18 protein-coding genes and 1 other RNA gene are annotated in these 17,398 nt (G+C 63.7%); 11 read left to right on the plus strand and 8 right to left on the minus strand.

Translation table 11 applies throughout. The annotated features are described in order from the left end of the window. Nucleotides 1–36: 36 nt before the first annotated feature. Nucleotides 37–486 carry an EVE domain-containing protein gene (locus ACYU03_RS00920; RefSeq protein ID WP_461887670.1) on the minus strand — a complete coding sequence of 150 codons (450 nt, stop codon included), beginning with the start codon at nucleotides 484–486 and terminating at the stop codon, nucleotides 37–39. A 181-nt stretch (nucleotides 487–667) separates the two neighbouring features. Here ACYU03_RS00920 and ACYU03_RS00925 point away from each other — a divergent pair, with 181 nt between their 5' ends. Further along, nucleotides 668–814 carry a hypothetical protein gene (locus ACYU03_RS00925; RefSeq protein WP_461887671.1) on the plus strand — a complete coding sequence of 49 codons (147 nt, stop codon included), beginning with the start codon at nucleotides 668–670 and terminating at the stop codon, nucleotides 812–814. 19 nt (nucleotides 815–833) lie between these two features. On the opposite strand, the gene ACYU03_RS00930 is transcribed toward ACYU03_RS00925, so the two are convergent. The 4 genes from ACYU03_RS00930 to ACYU03_RS00945 all read right to left on the minus strand — a co-directional run bounded on the left by ACYU03_RS00930 (nucleotide 834) and on the right by ACYU03_RS00945 (nucleotide 2,245). Beyond that, nucleotides 834–1,442 carry a 5-formyltetrahydrofolate cyclo-ligase gene (locus ACYU03_RS00930; RefSeq protein WP_461887672.1) on the minus strand — a complete coding sequence of 203 codons (609 nt, stop codon included), beginning with the start codon at nucleotides 1,440–1,442 and terminating at the stop codon, nucleotides 834–836. Nucleotides 1,443–1,524: 82 nt separating this feature from the next. Further along, nucleotides 1,525–1,703: non-coding RNA, 6S RNA (ssrS, locus tag ACYU03_RS00935), on the minus strand. Nucleotides 1,704–1,721: 18 nt separating this feature from the next. After that, entirely contained in the window at nucleotides 1,722–2,039 is a 318-nt protein-coding gene (locus tag ACYU03_RS00940; RefSeq protein WP_461887673.1) for a cell division protein ZapA, read from the minus strand. Beyond that, nucleotides 2,036–2,245 carry a TIGR02449 family protein gene (locus tag ACYU03_RS00945; RefSeq protein ID WP_461887674.1) on the minus strand — a complete coding sequence of 70 codons (210 nt, stop codon included), beginning with the start codon at nucleotides 2,243–2,245 and terminating at the stop codon, nucleotides 2,036–2,038. Before ACYU03_RS00945 ends, ACYU03_RS00940 begins: the two co-directional genes overlap by 4 nt. A 153-nt stretch (nucleotides 2,246–2,398) precedes the next feature. On the opposite strand from ACYU03_RS00945, the gene ACYU03_RS00950 reads away from it, so the two are divergent. From ACYU03_RS00950 to gcvP, 10 genes are all read left to right on the plus strand, one after another. Further along, complete coding sequence (locus tag ACYU03_RS00950; protein WP_461887675.1) at nucleotides 2,399–2,953, plus strand: YecA/YgfB family protein; 555 nt, start codon at nucleotides 2,399–2,401, stop codon at nucleotides 2,951–2,953. A 22-nt stretch (nucleotides 2,954–2,975) separates the two neighbouring features. Continuing rightward, nucleotides 2,976–4,310, plus strand: coding sequence for a Xaa-Pro aminopeptidase (gene pepP, locus ACYU03_RS00955; protein ID WP_461887676.1), 1,335 nt, complete (start codon nucleotides 2,976–2,978; stop codon nucleotides 4,308–4,310). Then, on the plus strand, nucleotides 4,307–5,506 hold the full coding sequence (ubiH, locus tag ACYU03_RS00960) for a 2-octaprenyl-6-methoxyphenyl hydroxylase (protein WP_461887677.1): 1,200 nt from the start codon (nucleotides 4,307–4,309) through the stop codon (nucleotides 5,504–5,506). Before pepP ends, ubiH begins: the two co-directional genes overlap by 4 nt. Further along, complete coding sequence (locus ACYU03_RS00965; RefSeq protein ID WP_461887678.1) at nucleotides 5,503–5,985, plus strand: DUF4442 domain-containing protein; 483 nt, start codon at nucleotides 5,503–5,505, stop codon at nucleotides 5,983–5,985. Before ubiH ends, ACYU03_RS00965 begins: the two co-directional genes overlap by 4 nt. 9 nt (nucleotides 5,986–5,994) lie before the next feature. Beyond that, nucleotides 5,995–7,212 (plus strand): 2-octaprenyl-3-methyl-6-methoxy-1,4-benzoquinol hydroxylase, encoded by a 1,218-nt coding sequence (locus ACYU03_RS00970; protein ID WP_461887679.1) that lies wholly within the window; start codon nucleotides 5,995–5,997, stop codon nucleotides 7,210–7,212. Nucleotides 7,213–7,315: 103 nt separating this feature from the next. Then, a complete protein-coding gene (locus tag ACYU03_RS00975) occupies nucleotides 7,316–8,317 on the plus strand; it encodes an extracellular solute-binding protein (protein WP_461887680.1) in 1,002 nt (333 codons plus the stop codon). A gap of 166 nt (nucleotides 8,318–8,483) precedes the next feature. Then, entirely contained in the window at nucleotides 8,484–10,106 is a 1,623-nt protein-coding gene (locus ACYU03_RS00980; RefSeq protein ID WP_461887681.1) for an ABC transporter permease, read from the plus strand. Nucleotides 10,107–10,230: 124 nt separating this feature from the next. After that, nucleotides 10,231–11,313 (plus strand): glycine cleavage system aminomethyltransferase GcvT, encoded by a 1,083-nt coding sequence (gene gcvT, locus ACYU03_RS00985; RefSeq protein WP_461887682.1) that lies wholly within the window; start codon nucleotides 10,231–10,233, stop codon nucleotides 11,311–11,313. Nucleotides 11,314–11,359: 46 nt separating this feature from the next. Then, a complete protein-coding gene (gene gcvH / locus ACYU03_RS00990; protein ID WP_461887683.1) occupies nucleotides 11,360–11,743 on the plus strand; it encodes a glycine cleavage system protein GcvH in 384 nt (127 codons plus the stop codon). Nucleotides 11,744–11,821: 78 nt separating this feature from the next. Continuing rightward, nucleotides 11,822–14,695: an aminomethyl-transferring glycine dehydrogenase gene (gene gcvP, locus ACYU03_RS00995; RefSeq protein WP_461887684.1), complete on the plus strand. Its 2,874-nt coding sequence runs from the start codon at nucleotides 11,822–11,824 to the stop codon at nucleotides 14,693–14,695. 74 nt (nucleotides 14,696–14,769) lie between these two features. Here the strand turns inward: gcvP and ACYU03_RS01000 are convergent, their stop codons facing one another. From ACYU03_RS01000 to ACYU03_RS01010, 3 genes are all read right to left on the minus strand, one after another. Continuing rightward, nucleotides 14,770–15,078, minus strand: coding sequence for a DUF2388 domain-containing protein (locus ACYU03_RS01000; RefSeq protein ID WP_461887685.1), 309 nt, complete (start codon nucleotides 15,076–15,078; stop codon nucleotides 14,770–14,772). A 137-nt stretch (nucleotides 15,079–15,215) separates the two neighbouring features. Then, nucleotides 15,216–15,530 (minus strand): DUF2388 domain-containing protein, encoded by a 315-nt coding sequence (locus ACYU03_RS01005; RefSeq protein ID WP_461887686.1) that lies wholly within the window; start codon nucleotides 15,528–15,530, stop codon nucleotides 15,216–15,218. An 89-nt stretch (nucleotides 15,531–15,619) separates the two neighbouring features. After that, nucleotides 15,620–17,314, minus strand: coding sequence for a GspE/PulE family protein (locus ACYU03_RS01010; protein WP_461887687.1), 1,695 nt, complete (start codon nucleotides 17,312–17,314; stop codon nucleotides 15,620–15,622). Nucleotides 17,315–17,398: the final 84 nt, after the last annotated feature.

Genomic DNA, 17,398 nt, shown 5'->3' on the forward strand with positions numbered 1-17,398 from the left:
TTGATACTCGTCAAATCAGCGGCAAGCCCAGCTGACTTAGAGTAAGGCGAGTACTGCCGCCCATTGTTCCGCCGTGACTGGCATTACCGACAGGCGACTGCCCTTCTGCACCAGAGGCAGGTCGGCCAGGGTGGCCTGCTGTTTGAGGAAGCCCAGCTCCAGCACTCGTCCGAACGTCTGCACATGGCTGACATCCACCGCGCTCCAGGGGTTTTTGTCGGTGCTGGCCTTGGCATCGAAGTACGGGCTTTCCGGGTCGAGGGCCGTGGGGTCGGGGTAGGATGCGGCGGTGATGCGGGCAATGCCGGCGATGCCAGGTTGTGGACAACTGGAGTGGTAGAAGAAGAATTCGTCGCCTATGCTCATTTCCCTTAGGAAATTGCGCGCTTGGTAGTTGCGCACCCCATCCCAGCGTGCTTCGCCGAGGCGCGCCAAGGCTTCGATGGAGAGCTCGTCGGGTTCGGATTTCATCAGCCAGTAGGCCATGGATGCTGCTCCTGACAAAACTTGAAATAACTAGTTGCATGAAACCGACAGTCGGTTGGCGTCAATGTTTGCGCGGCGACTAATGTTGTCGGAAAATGCGCCGATTTTAAGGCTTGAACGCTGCTGCAACCCTAACAGGGTTTGCTGGCAACGTGATCAGTTTGCCTGAGGGGGGCAATCGATGAATCGCAAACCGGACTTACTCTGGATCCTGGTGTTCATTTTCGGTCTGGGTGTGGTCACTACCGGTTACGCGCAGAATTTCTGGGAACGTAAGGCCGATGTGGCCTACCAGGTACCGGTCAATCCTGCCCAGCAGCAACGCTGACGTTCTTCGCTGGCGCCGCTCAGTCCGGCGCCAGGTACCAGCCTCGGTCTGAAACCGTCCCCTGCAGCGGCACATCCCAACTGGCCTGGGCCAGTCGTTCGACCTTCTGGCATTCATGGGCCAGCCCCAGCAATATCGGTTTTTTCCATGCCTTGCGGCGTGCCTGGTAGGCCAGGCTGCGGTCATAGAAGCCACCCCCCATGCCCAGGCGCCCACCCACCTCATCGAAACCCACCAACGGCAGCAGGATCAGGTCCAGCGCCCAGATTGGCCGTTGCCGGTTGCGGTTGATCAGCGGCTCTGGGATGCGGAAGCGGTTGCGGCGCAGTCGCTCGCCCTGTTCGAAGCGTTGGAAGACCATGCGGGTGCGAGGCCAGGCGTGCAGCACCGGCAGGTAAGTGTGCTTGCCACGCCGGCGCGCTTCGCGCAGCAGCAGGTGGGGGTCGATTTCGCTGTCGTTGGGCAGATACAGGGCAATGTGGCGGGCGCGGCGGAACAGTGGATGCTGCGCTAGCTGCCGGTATAGGCCGCGGGCGGCCTGGCGCTGTTCGGCCGGGGTCAGTGCGCGACGGGCGTTACGCAGCAAGCGGCGCAGTTGAGGGCGGGTAAGCGGCGCAGTGTCGGTCATGGCACGGGCGGTCCCTGGTGTGCTTGCCGTATGGCGTGGCAAAGCAAATTGCCCGCCGTGGAGGGCGGGCAAGGCAGAATTCAGGCTCCCCGACGAGCCGCTGTCGGTGTAGCCCTTGAACCCGAAAGTTCAAGGTGGAGATTGCAGGGGGCGTTAAGGCTTTCCGTCGGGCGGACATGCACACCGGCCCCAGCGTGCAACCCCCGTGGTTGTGCGTATCGGCTCAGGGACATAACCGACTGGCGCGCACTCCAGGGAGTGGCGCCAGTATACGCAAGCTCAGCCGATTTTTGTATCCGCATCGTCGGCCAGTGCCTGATCGACCCGTTCGAGCAGGTCGCGCACCTGCTCGCGGGTGGTGCCGCTGGCCTGCACGTCCGGGCGTTCCTGGTTGTGCAGCAGGTCGTGGGTGATGTTCAGCGCGGCCATTACTGCGATGCGGTCGGCGCCGATCACCTTGCCGCTGCTGCGGATCTCGCGCATCTTGCCGTCCAGGTAGCGTGCGGCGCTGACCAGGTTGCTGCGTTCTTCCGGCGGACAGATGATCGAGTATTCCTTGTCGAGGATCTGGACGGTGACGCTATTGCTTGAACTCATGAGTCTTGCTCCAGGGCCTTGAGGCGCAAAATCATCGATTCGACCTTGCGTCGGGCGATCTCGTTCTTTTCGATGAGGTGGGCGCGCTCCTCGCGCCAGGATTTTTCCTGAGCTACTAGGAGTGCATTTTGCCGTTTTAGTTGCTCGACTCGCTCGATCAGCAGTTCGAACCGGCTCATCAGCGCTTGCAGGTCGTTCTCTTGCATGGGTTGCACTCGATTCGGTCTGTCGGTGATTGCCTGGCGATCATGCCCCGGCCTGACCCGCAGCGGCCAGTGCTGATGGTCTTGGCGCGCCTGCCGGTGCTAGGATACAAGGTCTTCATTCTAGTCATTGCGCCGTCTGGCGCCTAGTTGCCCATGCCCAATACCAATTCGCCCTACACCGCCTTCGCCACCTTGCTGTCCAGCAATGGCCATCCTGTCACCCCTGCTGAACTGCACGGCCTACTGCTTGGCCGCTGCTGCACGGGTGCGGCATTCGACGCCGATGCCTGGCTGGCCGACGCGGCCCAACTGCTCGAAGTCGAACCTGTCGAGAACGTTCGCAATGCACTGATCGGCCTGCAGGAAATGGTCAAGGGTGAGCTGACCGGCGAGGACATCACCATTGTCCTGCTGCTGCCAGGCGACGAGGCCCCGCTGGCCGACCGCGCTGCTGCGCTGGGCCAGTGGTGCCAGGGCTTCCTCGCCGGTTTCGGCCAGAACGCCGGTGGCCTGGAGCTGAGCACCGAAGCCAAGGAAGTACTGCAGGACCTGGTGGCGATCTCCCAGGTCCAGGATGCGCTGGAAGAGTCCGAGGACGGCGAAAGCGATTACATGGAAGTGATGGAATACTTGCGTGTGGCACCGCTGCTGCTCTACACCGAGCTGGCCAAGCCGGTCGAGCCGGCGGCCAAGCCATCGCTGCACTGACCGTCGGGGGTCCCTTTTGCCCATGAGCCATATCCCCAAGGCCGAATACGCCCGTCGGCGCAAGGCGCTGATGGCGCAGATGGTCCCTAACAGCATCGCCATCCTGCCGGCTGCCGCTGTCGCCATCCGCAACCGGGATGTCGAGCATGTGTACCGCCAGGACAGCGATTTCCAGTACCTGAGCGGCTTTCCCGAGCCCGAGGCGGTCGTTGCCCTGATCCCCGGCCGCGAGCATGGCGAGTACGTGCTGTTCTGCCGTGAGCGCAACGCGGAGCGCGAGCAGTGGGAAGGCCTGCGTGCCGGCCAGGAAGGTGCGATCCGCGACTATGGCGCCGACGACGCCTTCCCGATCACGGACATCGACGAAATCCTGCCCGGCCTGATCGAAGGCCGGGATAGGGTCTACTCGGCCATGGGCAGCAACCCCGAGTTCGACCGCCACCTGATGGACTGGATCAACGTGATCCGCTCCAAGGCGCGCATGGGCGCGCAGCCACCGAACGAATTCGTTGCGCTGGATCACCTGTTGCACGATATGCGCCTGTATAAATCGGCGGCGGAAGTGAAAGTGATGCGCGAGGCTGCGGCGATCTCCGCGCGTGCCCATGTGCGTGCCATGCAGGCTTGCCGTTCGGGGTTGCGCGAGTACAGCCTGGAAGCCGAGCTGGACTACGAGTTCCGCAAGGGGGGCGCGAAGATGCCCGCCTACGGCTCGATCGTCGCCGCCGGGCGCAACAGCTGCATTCTGCACTACCAGCAGAACGACGCGCCGCTCAAGGATGGTGACCTGGTGCTGATCGACGCCGGTTGCGAGATCGACTGCTATGCCAGCGATATCACTCGCACCTTCCCGGTCAGTGGGCGCTTTTCGCCTGAGCAGAAGGCAATCTACGAGCTGGTGCTCAAGGCTCAGGAAGCAGCGTTCGCCGCCATTGCCCCGGGCAAGCACTGGAACCACGCCCACGAGGCTACCGTCTGGGTGATCACCGAAGGGCTGGTGGAGCTGGGCCTGTTGAAGGGCGAGGTGCAGGCGCTGATCGACAGCGAGGCCTACCGGGCCTTTTACATGCACCGCGCCGGTCATTGGTTGGGCATGGATGTACATGACGTGGGCGAGTATAAGGTCGGTGGCCAGTGGCGGGTGCTGGAGCCCGGCATGGCACTGACGGTGGAGCCAGGCATCTACATTGCCGCCGACAACCAGAATGTCGCGAAGAAATGGCGTGGCATAGGCGTACGGATCGAGGACGACGTAGTGGTCACCAGGCAGGGTTGTGAAATTCTTACTTCAGGCGTTCCCAGAACGGTTGCCGAAATCGAGGCCTTGATGGCTGCCGCGCGCAGTGACGCGGCATGAACCGGGTCAACCTGGCGATCATCGGCGGAGGCTTGGTCGGTGCTAGCCTGGCGTTGGCGCTGCAGGACAGGGCCAAGGCGCGTGGTTGGAAGATCCTGCTGATCGAGCCCTTCGCCCCCGGCGATAGCTTCCAGCCCAGCTATGACGCGCGCTCCTCGGCGCTGTCGTTCGGCTCCCGGCAGATCTACGAACAGCTAGGCCTGTGGCAGGCCATCAGCCAGCGCGCCGAACCCATCCTGCAGATCCAGGTGTCCGACCGTGGCCGCTTCGGCGCTACCCGCCTGGGTGCCATCGAAGAGGGCGTGCCTGCTCTAGGCTACGTGGTCGAGAATGCCTGGCTCGGCCAGTGCTTGTGGCAAGGCCTGGACGCTGAAGTGGTCAGCTGGCGCTGCCCGGCTGAGGTCAAGGCCATGCAGGCCGTGGAGGGTGGCTACCGCCTGCAGCTCGACGACGACACCAGTGTGGATTGCGACCTGGCGGTGCTGGCTGATGGCGGTCGCTCCTGCCTGCGCGAGCAACTGGGTATCCATGTGCGCCAGCGTCCCTACGACCAGAGTGCGCTGATTGCCAACATCACCCCGGGCGAGGCCCACTGTGGCCAGGCTTTCGAACGATTCACGGAAGACGGGCCCATGGCCCTGTTGCCATTGCCGGACAACCGTTGCGCACTGGTCTGGACCCGTCGCGGGATGGACGCCAAGCGCCTGGCCGAACTGGATGAGCGCAGCTTCCTGAGCGAGTTGCAGGGCATATTCGGTTATCGCCTAGGTGCCTTGCGCCAGGTCGGTGTGCGCCACCTGTATCCACTGGCGCTGGTTGAAGCGCAGGAGCAGGTGCGGCCGAACCTGGTGGTGCTGGGCAATGCCGCCCACAGCCTGCACCCTATCGCGGGGCAAGGTCTCAACCTGTCGCTGCGGGATGTGCAATCCCTGGCCGACGCCTTGCTCGCAGGCCCCCAGCAGCCCGGCGATCTCGCCACATTGCTGGCCTATCATGAGCGCCAGCGCCTGGATCAGGCACTGACCATCGGTTTCTCCGACCAGGTTACCCGGCTGTTCGGCAGTGGCCAGCCGCTGCTGGCCACCGGACGCAACCTGGGCCTGCTGGGGCTCGACCTGCTGCCGCCGGCCAAGCGCTGGTTCGCCCGCCAGGCCATGGGGCTAGGCACACGTCCTGACCAGCGGGGGCGGGCATGAGCGATCCGCGCAAGCTTGCCCGGCGGGCCCGTATGCTGCGCTGGCTTTTGAACGTCTATCCTCCGTACCTGGGTGCCGGTATCCGGGTGCAGCACATCAGCCCCGACATGCGCAGTGTCAAGGTGCGTATGAAGCTGACCCGCTGGAACCGCAACTATGTCGGCACCCAGTTTGGCGGCAGTCTCTACTCGATGGTCGACCCCTTCTACATGTTGCTACTGATCGAACGGCTCGGGCGCGACTACATCGTTTGGGACAAGGCAGCCAGCATCGACTTCATCGCCCCGGGCAAGGGCCCGGTTTTCGCCGAATTCCACGTTGATGACGCGCTGGTGGAAGAGATCCGCCAGCAGACCGCCACTGGCAAGAAATACCTGCCCCGTCTGCAGGTCGAGATCCGTGACGGTGCCGGAGAGCTGGTGGCGCGGGTCGATAAAACCCTATACGTGCGGCTCAAGCCGCAAGCGAGACAGGCTTAAGGGATGGAAATGCGCGCAGATCTGTTGATTGTCGGTGCCGGTATGGTCGGCAGCGCCCTGGCCCTGGCCTTGCAGCACAGTGGCCTGGAGATTCTCCTGATCGATGGCAGTCCGCTGTCGGTCAAGCCCTATGACACCGACGCGCCCTTCGAGCCGCGGGTCAGTGCCTTGTCGGCTGCCAGCCAGCGTATCCTCGAGCGGCTGGGTGCCTGGCAGGGCATCAGCGAACGGCGTCTGAGCCCATACTCGGACATGCGCGTCTGGGACGGTAGCGGCACTGGACAGATCCACTTTTCAGCGGCCAGCGTGCATGCCCAGGTGCTGGGTCACATCGTCGAGAACCGCGTGGTTCAGGACGGCCTGCTCGAACGTCTGCTCGACAGCGATATCGGCCTCCTGGCCAATGCCCGCCTGGAGCAGATGCGCCGCTCCGGCGACGAATGGCTGCTGACCCTGGCCGATGGCCGCAGTCTGCGAGCACCCCTGGTGGTCGCTGCCGACGGCGCTCATTCGGCAGTTCGCCGCCTCACTGGCTGCGAGACCCGCGAATGGGATTACCTGCACCACGCCATCGTCACCAGCGTGCGTTGCAGCGAACCGCACCAGGCCACGGCTTGGCAGCGTTTCACCGATGAAGGGCCGTTGGCGTTCCTGCCTTTGTTGCGCGATGGCCGGCAAGACTGGTGTTCGATCGTCTGGTCGACCACGCCAGAGCAGTCCGAGCAGTTGATGGCCCTGGATGATCAAGCCTTCTGCCAGGCTCTGGAGCGAGCCTTCGAAGGGCGCCTGGGCAGCGTGCTGCAGGCCGATCCACGGCTCTGCGTGCCGTTGCGCCAGCGTCATGCCAAGCGCTATGTGGCCGAAGGGCTGGCCTTGATCGGTGATGCGGCGCATACCATCCACCCGCTGGCCGGGCAGGGCGTCAATCTGGGCTTTCTCGATGCCGCGGTGTTGGCCGAAGAGCTGGAACACGCCTGCGAGCGTGGCGAGCGCCTGGCCGATATGAAGGTGCTGAGCCGCTTCGAGCGCCGGCGCATGCCGCACAACTTGGCGCTGATGGCGGCCATGGAAGGTTTCGAGCGGCTGTTCCAGGCCGACCCGCTGCCGCTGCGCTGGCTGCGCAACAGCGGCTTGAAATGGGTCGAGCAAATGCCTGAGGCCAAGGCGCTGTTCGTGCGTCAGGCATTGGGGCTGAGCGGCGACCTGCCGGAGCTGGCACGGGCCTGATCAACGCTGCAACATCCGGTAACGGCTGTATCTGCGGATCGGTTTGAGAAGCCAAATGGTATTAACTACCATTTGCACCTCTCAACCCTCCGAGGACTGCATCATGTTGCCACGCAAGCACCTATTGGCCGCCCTGGCCCTGACCCTGTTCGGCGGCACAGCCCAGGCGGCGGACGAAGTGGTGGTGTATTCCTCGCGCATCGACGAGTTGATCAAGCCGGTGTTCGACGCCTACACCGCCAAGACCGGCGTGAAGGTCAAGTTCATCACCGACAAGGAAGCTCCGCTGATGCAACGCATCAAGGCCGAGGGCGAGAACGCCACCGCCGACCTGCTGCTGACCGTCGACGCCGGTAACCTCTGGCAAGCCGAGCAGATGGGCATCCTGCAGCCGATCAGGTCGGACGTCATCGACCAGAACATCCCTCCCCAGTACCGCGCCTCGTCCCATGACTGGACCGGCCTGAGCCTGCGCGCCCGGACCATCGCCTACTCCACCGACCGGGTCAAACCCGAAGAGCTGAGCACCTACGAGAACCTGGCCGACAAGCACTGGGAAGGCCGCCTGTGCCTGCGCACCGCGAAGAAGGTCTATAACCAGTCGCTGACCGCCACCCTGATTGAGAACCACGGCGAGCAGAAGACCGAGGAGATCATCAAGGGCTGGGTCAACAACCTGTCCACTGACGTGTTCTCCGATGACACCGCCGTGCTGCATGCTATCGAGGCTGGCCAGTGCGATGTCGGTATCGTCAACACCTACTATTACGGCCGTCTGCACAAGGAGAAGCCGAGCCTGCCAGTCAAGCTGTTCTGGCCCAACCAGGGCGACCGTGGCGTTCACGTCAACCTGTCGGGTATCGGCCTGACCAAGCATGCGCCGCATCCTGAAGAGGCGAAAAAACTGGTCGAGTGGATGACCGGAGAAGAGGCGCAGAAGCTGTTCGCCGACATCAACCAGGAATTTCCGGCCAACCCGAAGGTCAAGCCTTCCGAGGAAGTGGCGGCCTGGGGCAGTTTCAAGGCTGACAGCATTCCGGTAGAAGTGGCTGGCAAGCGCCAGGCCGAGGCGATCCGTCTGATGGATCGGGCTGGCTGGAACTAAGCGTAACGCCTTATCCTGTCGGGGTCCTTGAGGCCCCCTTCGCCTGTAGGAGCGGCCTTGTGCCGTGCTCGGGCGCGTAGCGGCCGCTGCGCGCCCGAGCACGGCACAAGGCCGCTCCACAATGCGAACGACCGCACTGCGGTCGTAACTTACCGAGATTCTTTGCTTGTCACACGCCGCCCCACGCCGCTGGTACCCTCCGGTCTTTCTCGTCGCCGCCCTGATCCTGCTGCCACTGAGCGTCTTGCTGTTGTCCTGGCAGTCGATCGACCTGCAGATCTGGTCGCACCTGCTCGAAACCCAGATGAGCCGCCTGCTGGGTAACACCCTGACCCTGGTGCTGGGCGTGGGCGCCGGTGTGACGGTGCTGGGCGTGAGCCTGGCCTGGCTCACCAGTCTTTGCGAGTTTCCCGGGCGGCGCTGGCTGGACTGGGCGCTGATGCTGCCCTTCGCAATCCCGGCTTATGTGCTGGCCTTCGTCTTCGTCGGCCTGCTGGACTTCGCCGGCCCCGTGCAGAGCGCGTTGCGTGAGGCCTTCGGCCCAATGCGCCTGCCCAGGGTGCGCTCCACGGGCGGTGTGATCATCGTCCTGGTGCTGGTGTTCTATCCCTATGTCTACCTGCTGGCGCGCACCGCTTTCCTGGCCCAGGGCAAGGGTCTGATGGAGGCGGCACGGGTCCTTGGTTTGTCGCCACTGCAGGCGTTCTGGCGTGTGGCTCTGCCGATGGCGCGCCCGGCCATCGGTGCGGGCATTGCCTTGGCTCTGATGGAAACCCTGGCGGATTTCGGCGCTGTAGCCGTGTTCAACTTCGACACCTTCACCACGGCCATCTACAAGACCTGGTATGGCTTCTTCAGCCTCTCCAGCGCGGCCCAGTTGGCCAGCCTGCTGCTCCTGGCGGTGATGCTGGTGCTCTATGGGGAGAGGCGTGCCCGCGGTGCGAGCCGTACTGGCAATGAGCGGCCGCGGGGCAAGGCGCTCTATCACCTGCGTGGGATCAAGGCCGTGGCGGCCACTGGCTGGTGCCTGCTGGTCTTCGCCTGCGCCTTCGTCATCCCGATGCTGCAACTGCTGGTGTGGTTCTGGCAGCGTGGCCGCTTCGACCTCGACGAGCGCTATGCGGGGCTGATCCTGCACACCCTCTACCTTGGTGCCATGGCCGCGCTGATTACCGTCTGCGTGGCCCTGATGCTGGCTTTCGCGCGGCGTCAGGCGCCAACTGCGGGTATCCGGGCCGGCGTCGGGCTAGCCAACCTCGGCTACGCATTGCCCGGTTCGGTACTGGCGGTGTCGATCATGCTGGCTTTTAGTTACCTCGACAATCAGATGGTGGTGCCGCTCTCCAAGTGGCTGGGCGGGGCCGGCAGGCCGCTGCTGGTGGGTAGTCTGGCGGCGCTGTTGCTGGCTTACCTGGTGCGCTTCATCGCCGTGGCCTATGGCCCGCTGGAAAGTAGCCTGGAGCGTATCCGTCCCTCCTTGCCGGAGGCTTCGCGTAGCCTCGGGGTTGGTGGGCCAAGATTGTTTTTCAAGGTGTATCTGCCGTTGCTGGTGCCCGGTACCCTCAGTGCCGCCCTACTCGTGTTTGTCGACGTGCTCAAGGAAATGCCGGCGACCCTGCTGATGCGTCCGTTCGGTTGGGATACCCTGGCGGTAAGGGTGTTCGAGATGACCAGCGAGGGCGAGTGGGCGCGTGCCTCGTTGCCGGCGCTGACGTTGGTGCTGGTCGGCTTGTTGCCGGTCATCGGGCTGATACGGCGTTCGGCCCGGCGCCCGGGTCATAGTCACTGAGGATGCCAGTCCGCGCCCTTGCGGCTACAATGCGCGGCATTCGCTGCGGCGGGTCCTACAAGACCTGGTAGCCGGTAGATGCTGCCGACCGCCGCTGCTTCGCCACGCCCGGAAGGAGAAACCCATGGGACAGCGTACGCCTCTGTATGACCTGCACTTGGCGCTCGGCGCCAAGATGGTCGATTTTGGCGGTTGGGACATGCCCCTGCATTACGGATCGCAGGTCGAGGAACACCATCAGGTGCGCAGTGACTGCGGTGTTTTCGATGTATCCCACATGACCGTGATCGATATCCATGGCAGCGCTGCCACGCCCTGGCTGCAGCGCCTGCTGGCCAATGATGTCGCGCGCCTGGACGGCCCGGGCAAGGCGCTGTACAGCCCCATGCTCAATGAACAGGGCGGGGTCGTGGACGACATGATCGTCTACCGCTGCGATGAGGGTTACCGCCTGGTGGTCAACGCTGCCACCCGCGATAAGGTCCTGAGCTGGCTGGAGGCGCGGCGCGTAGGCTTCGACGTCGTGGTCGAGGAGCGCTCCGAGCTGGCCATCCTCGCCGTCCAGGGGCCGCATGCCCGGGACAAGGTGGCTGAGCTAGTCACAGCGTCCCGTGCGTCGCTGATCCGTGAGCTGCATCCGTTCGAAGGCATGGCCGATGGCGACTGGTTCCTCGCCCGCACCGGCTATACCGGTGAAGACGGCCTGGAAATCATCCTGCCCGCGCAACAGGCGCCGGCATTCTTCAACGACCTGGTCGGCGCCGGGATCGCCCCCAGCGGCCTGGGCGCCCGCGATACCCTGCGCCTGGAGGCCGGCATGAACCTCTACGGCCAGGACATCGACGAAGTGCACACACCACTGACCTCGAACCTGGGCTGGAGCATCGCCTGGGAACCGGCCGGGCGCGATTTCATCGGTCGTAGCGGCCTGCTGGCGGAAATCGAGCGCGGCGTGCAGGAAAAACTGGTCGGCCTGGTGCTGGAAGAGCGTGGTGTCCTGCGGGCCCATCAGGTCGTGCGAGTCGCCGGGATTGGCGAAGGAGAGATCACCAGTGGTAGTTTCTCTCCTACGCTGAGCAAATCGATTGCCTTGGCGCGTGTGCCGATGGCCACTGGCGACCGCGCCGAGGTAGAGATCCGTGGCAAGTGGTATCCGGTGCGGGTGGTCAAGCCGACCTTCGTGCGCCATGGCAAGATCCTGATCTGAACATTTTCTGGCGGGCCAACCGCTGACCCTATCGAGGACAACAAAGATGAGTGATATCCCCGCCGAACTGCGTTTTGCCGAAAGCCACGAGTGGGCGCGCCTGGAAGAAGACGGTAGCGTTACCGTAGGCATTAGCGACCATGCCCAGGAGGCCCTGGGTGACGTGGTGTTCGTCGAGCTGGCGGAAGTCGGCACGGTGTTTGCCGCCGGTGACGCCGCCGGTGTGGTCGAGTCGGTCAAGGCCGCTTCGGATATCTACGCACCGGTAGGCGGCGAAGTCATCGCAGTCAACGAAGACCTGGCCGGCAGCCCGGAACTGTTGAACGGAGACCCGTACGGTGCCTGGATCTTCAAGCTCAAGCCAGCCGACTCGGCGGAGCTGGAGAAGCTGCTGGACGCCGCCGCCTACAAAGCCGCTATCGGCGAGTAAGTTTTCCCCGCATGAATGGCGATCCCTTCCTAGACTTATAAGTCTCCATGAGACCTGGTCTAGGAAGAGAGCGTCGTCATGTCCCAGTCGCCATCCCTGAGTCAACTGCAAGAGCTCAATCCTTTCCTGCGCCGTCACCTTGGGCCCGATGCCTCGGAACAGCAGGCCATGCTCAGCGCGCTGGGTGTCGCTAGCCGCAGCGAGCTGATCGAGCAGACCGTCCCGCCGGGCATCCGCTTCAACCGGCCGCTGGACCTGCCTCCCGCCCTGGACGAACAGGCCGCCCTGGCCAGGCTCGCCAGCCACGCGCAGCAGAACCAAGTCTGGACCAGCCTGATCGGCATGGGTTACAACGCGACCATCACACCCACAGTGATCCTGCGTAATGTCCTGGAAAACCCAGGCTGGTACACCGCCTACACGCCTTATCAGCCGGAAATAGCCCAAGGCCGCCTGGAGGCGTTGTTGAACTTCCAGCAGATGGTCATCGACCTCACCGGGCTGGCCCTGGCCAACGCATCCTTGCTCGACGAGGCAACGGCCGCCGCCGAGGCCATGGCCCTTGCCAAGCGGGTGTCCAGGAGCAAGAGCAACGCCTTCTTCGCCGACGAGCATTGCCACCCGCAGACCTTGTCGGTGCTGCAGACCCGCGCCGAAGGGTTCGGCTTCGAGCTGATCGTCGACTCTGTGGATAACCTCGGCAAGCACCAGGTATTCGGTGCCTTGCTGCAGTACCCGAACACCCATGGCGAAGTCCGTGACCTGCGCCCGCTGATCCAGCAACTGCATGAGCAACAGGCCCTGGCTTGCGTGGCTGCCGATATTCTCAGCCTGGTCCTGCTCACTCCGCCTGGGGAGCAAGGCGCCGATGTGGTGCTGGGGTCTACCCAGCGTTTCGGCGTACCCATGGGCTATGGCGGCCCGCACGCGGCGTACTTCGCCTGCCGCGATGAGTTCAAGCGGGCCATGCCTGGGCGCATCATCGGCGTTTCGCGCGATGCCCGTGGCAACACCGCGCTGCGCATGGCCTTGCAGACCCGTGAGCAGCATATCCGCCGTGAGAAGGCCAACTCCAACATCTGCACGGCCCAGGTGCTGCTGGCCAATATCGCCGGCTTCTACGCCGTATACCACGGCCCCGAGGGCTTGTTGCGCATTGCCCAGCGAGTGCACCGGCTGACCTTCATTCTCGCCGCCGGCCTGGAAGCTAAAGGCATCAAGCGCCTCAACGCGCACTTCTTCGACACCCTGACCCTGGAGGTCGGCGGCAGCCAGACCGCGATCATCGAAAGCGCCGAGGACGCGCAGATCAACCTGCGCATCCTCGGGCGCGGGCACTTGGGCGTGAGCCTGGACGAAACCTGCACCGAGGAGACGGTGCTGCGCCTGTTCGACATCTTTCTTGGCGTCGACCACGGCCTGGACATCGCCGCATTGGACAGCCAGGCCCTGCCGGAAGGCATCCCCGCCGCCCTGGTGCGGCGCACACCTTTCCTGAGCCATCCGGTCTTCAACCAGCACCATAGCGAAACCGAGATGCTGCGTTACCTCAAGCAGCTGGAGAACAAGGACCTGGCGCTGAACCAGTCGATGATCCCTCTGGGGTCCTGCACCATGAAGCTCAATGCCAGCAGCGAGATGATCCCGATCACTTGGCCGGGCTTCGCCTTGTTGCATCCCTTTGCGCCCGCCGCCCAGGTCCAGGGCTACAAGGCAATGATCGATGAGCTGGAGAGCTGGTTGTGTGCCATCACCGGCTTCGATGCCATCTGCATGCAACCTAACTCCGGCGCCCAGGGGGAGTACGCCGGGCTGATGGCGATCACCCGCTACCACCGCAGCCGCCACCAGGGCCAGCGCACCCTGTGTCTGATCCCTTCGTCAGCCCATGGCACCAACCCGGCTTCAGCACAGATGGCTGGGATGGAGGTGGTGATCGTCGAGTGCGACGAGGCAGGCAACGTCGACCTGGACGATCTTAAGGCCAAGGCCCAGGCTGCCGGGGAGCGGCTCTCCTGCCTGATGGTGACCTATCCCTCGACCCATGGCGTGTATGAGGAGGGTATCCGCGAAATCTGCGAGGTGATCCACCAGCATGGCGGCCAGGTCTACATGGATGGCGCCAACCTAAACGCCCAGGTAGGCCTGACACGTCCGGCGGACATCGGTGCCGATGTATCGCATATGAACCTGCACAAGACCTTCTGCATTCCCCACGGCGGCGGAGGTCCCGGAATGGGGCCGATCGGCGTACGTGCGCACCTGCTGCCGTTCGTCGCCAACCACCCGGTGGTGCCCGTACCCGGGCCCGACCCGAAGAACACCGCGGTCAGCGCTGCGCCCTGGGGCAGTGCCAGCATCCTGCCGATCAGTTGGATGTACATCGCCATGATGGGGCCGCAACTGGCCGATGCCAGCGAGGTGGCGATCCTCTGCGCCAACTACCTGGCCAGCCAGCTCGGTGGAGCGTTCCCGGTGCTTTATCGTGGGCGCAATCAGCGCGTGGCCCATGAGTGCATCCTTGACCTGAGGCCGCTCAAGGCCCAGACCGGTATCACCGAGGAGGACGTGGCCAAGCGCTTGATGGACTATGGCTTCCATGCCCCGACCATGTCGTTCCCGGTACCGGGCACCTTGATGGTCGAGCCGACCGAAAGTGAATCCAAGGCTGAACTGGACCGCTTCGTCGAGGCCATGCTGGCCATCCGGGCGGAGATTGCCGAGGTGCAGGAAGGAAACTGGCCGGCCGAGGACAACCCCCTCAAGCACGCGCCGCATACCCTTGCCGATGTACTGGGGACCTGGGAGCGCCCTTACTCCATCGAGCAGGGTGTGGCCCCCAGTGCCCATGTGCGCCAGCACAAATACTGGCCGGCGGTGAACCGGGTCGACAATGTGTATGGGGACAGGAACCTGTTCTGTGCGTGCGTACCGGTGGAGGACTACCGCTGAGGGGAAGGCGCTCCAACCGATACAAGCTATTTTGGGTGACTGGCGCCGCTCCTACACACTGGAGTGGGGGCCAATCACTCAGTCAAGGTGGTCTTCGCCAGGATCGCGTTGGCCAATTCCATGTCGCTGGCGTCCAGACCTGGATTGTCCGCACGGATCTTCTGGATGGCAGCCTCCAGGTATGGCCCCCGTATGGCCCCCTGAGTGGCGACATAGCTGCCAGCATCGTCTTGGGCAGCGATGACCAGCTTGTCGTCCTTGAAGGTGAGGTAGGTGGAGGACGAAGTGGCCCCGGACGAGAGGAGGCTGCGCCACGGTCCTGCGGCTGAAGCAGACAAGGGCAGTATCAGCAGGGCAAAGGTGGCGGCTGTTTTGAGGCGCATGAAGAAAACTCCGGATAGGTGATCTGAAGTTTTCGATGTTAATGGCTACTTTCTTGTCACCTTCCCAAGCCCGTCCCAATGTCCTGTAGGGTAATTCGGTACAGTCTGTGGGGACGGCAGGATCGCCCCCAAAGCCCTTATTCGGCTACGGCGTTCTTCGCCAGGATCGCGTTGGCCAGTTCCATGTCGCTGACATCCAGACCTGGATTGTCCGCGCGGACTTTCTGCATCGCGGCCTCCAGATACGGCCCTCGGATGGCTCCCTGGCTGGCGACATAGCTGCCGGCATCATCCTGAGCCGCGATGATCAGCTTGTGGTCCTTGAAGGTCAGGTAGGTGGAGGCGGTGGTGGCGCCGGAAGAAATGATATCGCGCCAAAAGCCGTCGGCCATTGCGGAGCCAATGGGCAGCGACAATAGGGCGAGGGCAGCGACGGCTGATTTGAGACGCATGATGGATCACTCCAGCTGGGGGATATGAGTGATTTGATGCTGGCCGGGGCAGGCAAGTTCCCTGGGCCCAGCGGCATATCTGCGGCTACTCAGGGGCACACCCGCAGCACTTCGGCCAGGGTGGTCAGCCCCCGGGCGACCTTGTCTTCACCACAGCGGCGCAAACTGCACAGGCCTTCGGTCAGTGCGTGCTGGCGGAGTGCGGTGAGGTCGCTACCTGGCGTTATCCGCTCCCGCAGGCCATCGCTCAATGGCATCAACTCGTACAGGCCGGTACGTCCCCGATAGCCGGTGTTCCGGCAGGTGCGGCAAGCGTTGAGCTGACAACTGCCATCGATATCGGGCGCGCCCTTGCAGTCCGGACACAAGGTTCGCACCAGGCGCTGGGCCATGACCCCGATCAGGGTAGCCTTGATCAGGTAATCGGCCACGCCCAGCTCCTGCAGGCGGGTAATGGCGCTGCAGGCATCATTGGTGTGCAAGGTCGACAACACCAGGTGGCCGGTCAAGGCGGCCTGGATCGCCACGTGTGCGGTTTCCTGGTCGCGGATCTCGCCGATCATGATGATGTCCGGATCCTGGCGTAGCAGGGCGCGCACGCCATTGGCGAAGCCCAGGTCTATACCGGGCTGGACCTGCAGTTGGTTGAAGGCTGGGTCTAGTCGTTCGATGGGGTCTTCGATGGTGCACAGATTGACCTGCGGCGTGGCCAGTTGCTTGAGGCTGGCGTAGAGGGTGCTGGTCTTGCCCGAGCCGGTCGGGCCCGTGACCAGAATGATCCCTTGGCGCTGCTCCAGCATCGCCTGCCAGCGCTCCAGCAGGACGCCGTCCAGGCCCAGCTGGGTGAAGCCTTGTTGCAGTTGTTGTGGGTCGAACAGGCGCAGCACCAGTTTTTCGCCGAACGGAGTGGGTAGGGTCGAGAGGCGCAATTCCACTTCATCCCCACTGGGTAGCCGACTTTTCAGGCGACCATCCTGAGGGCGCCGCTTTTCGGCGACATTCATCCGCCCCAGGTGTTTGAGGCGGCTCACCAGCGCCAGGGTCACGCTGGCCGGAAACGCGTAGACCGTATGCAACAGGCCGTCGATACGGAAACGCAGCTGGCCCTGCTCCCGCCGGGGTTCCAGATGTATATCGCTGGCGCGCTGTTCGAAGGCGTACTGCAGCATCCAGTCGACGATATGCACGATGTGGGCGTCATCGGCGCTGGCCTCAGCCTGGCTGCGGCCAAGCTCCAGCAACTGTTCCAGCTCGCCCAGCCCGGACACTTCCTGATGACGTGCCCCGTGCACTGAATGAGCCAGGCGGAAGAAGGCCTGGCTCAATTGGCGAATCTGCAGCGGACTGGCCAGTACGCGGCGGACAGGCTTGCGCAGGCTTTGGGCCAGGTCAGCTTCCCATGTGCGTACATAGGGTTGCGCGCTGGCCACGGTAACACCTCGGGCGTCCACCGCCAGCGCCAGGATACCGTGGCGTTGGGCAAAGGCGGCGGACATCAGGCTGGTCGTCTCGGCCACGTCGACCTGCAAGGGGTCTATGCGTTGGTAGGGCTGCCCGACCTTGTCTGCCAGCCATTGGCAGAGAGTGTCCAGGTCCAGACGCTGTCCCGCGCGTTGGCGGTCTTCGAGAGCCAGGCTGGCGATCTGTTCCAGCGGATGGCTGTCGGACATGGTCGCTGCCCGCTCCTGTACGGTGCGGGCCTGGTTGGCGTCGAGGCGTTGTTCTGCGACCAGGCCATCGAGCAGGCGGTCGAGATCGAGGGTATGGTCTTGGCGAGCGTACATGGGCATCCGTGCCGGGTCACTATGAAGGCACGGGACAGGCTAGCCCGGCATTCGCGGGCTCGGTGCAGGCAAGGGTTACCGAAT

The organism is Pseudomonas sp. X10 (assembly GCF_054889225.1).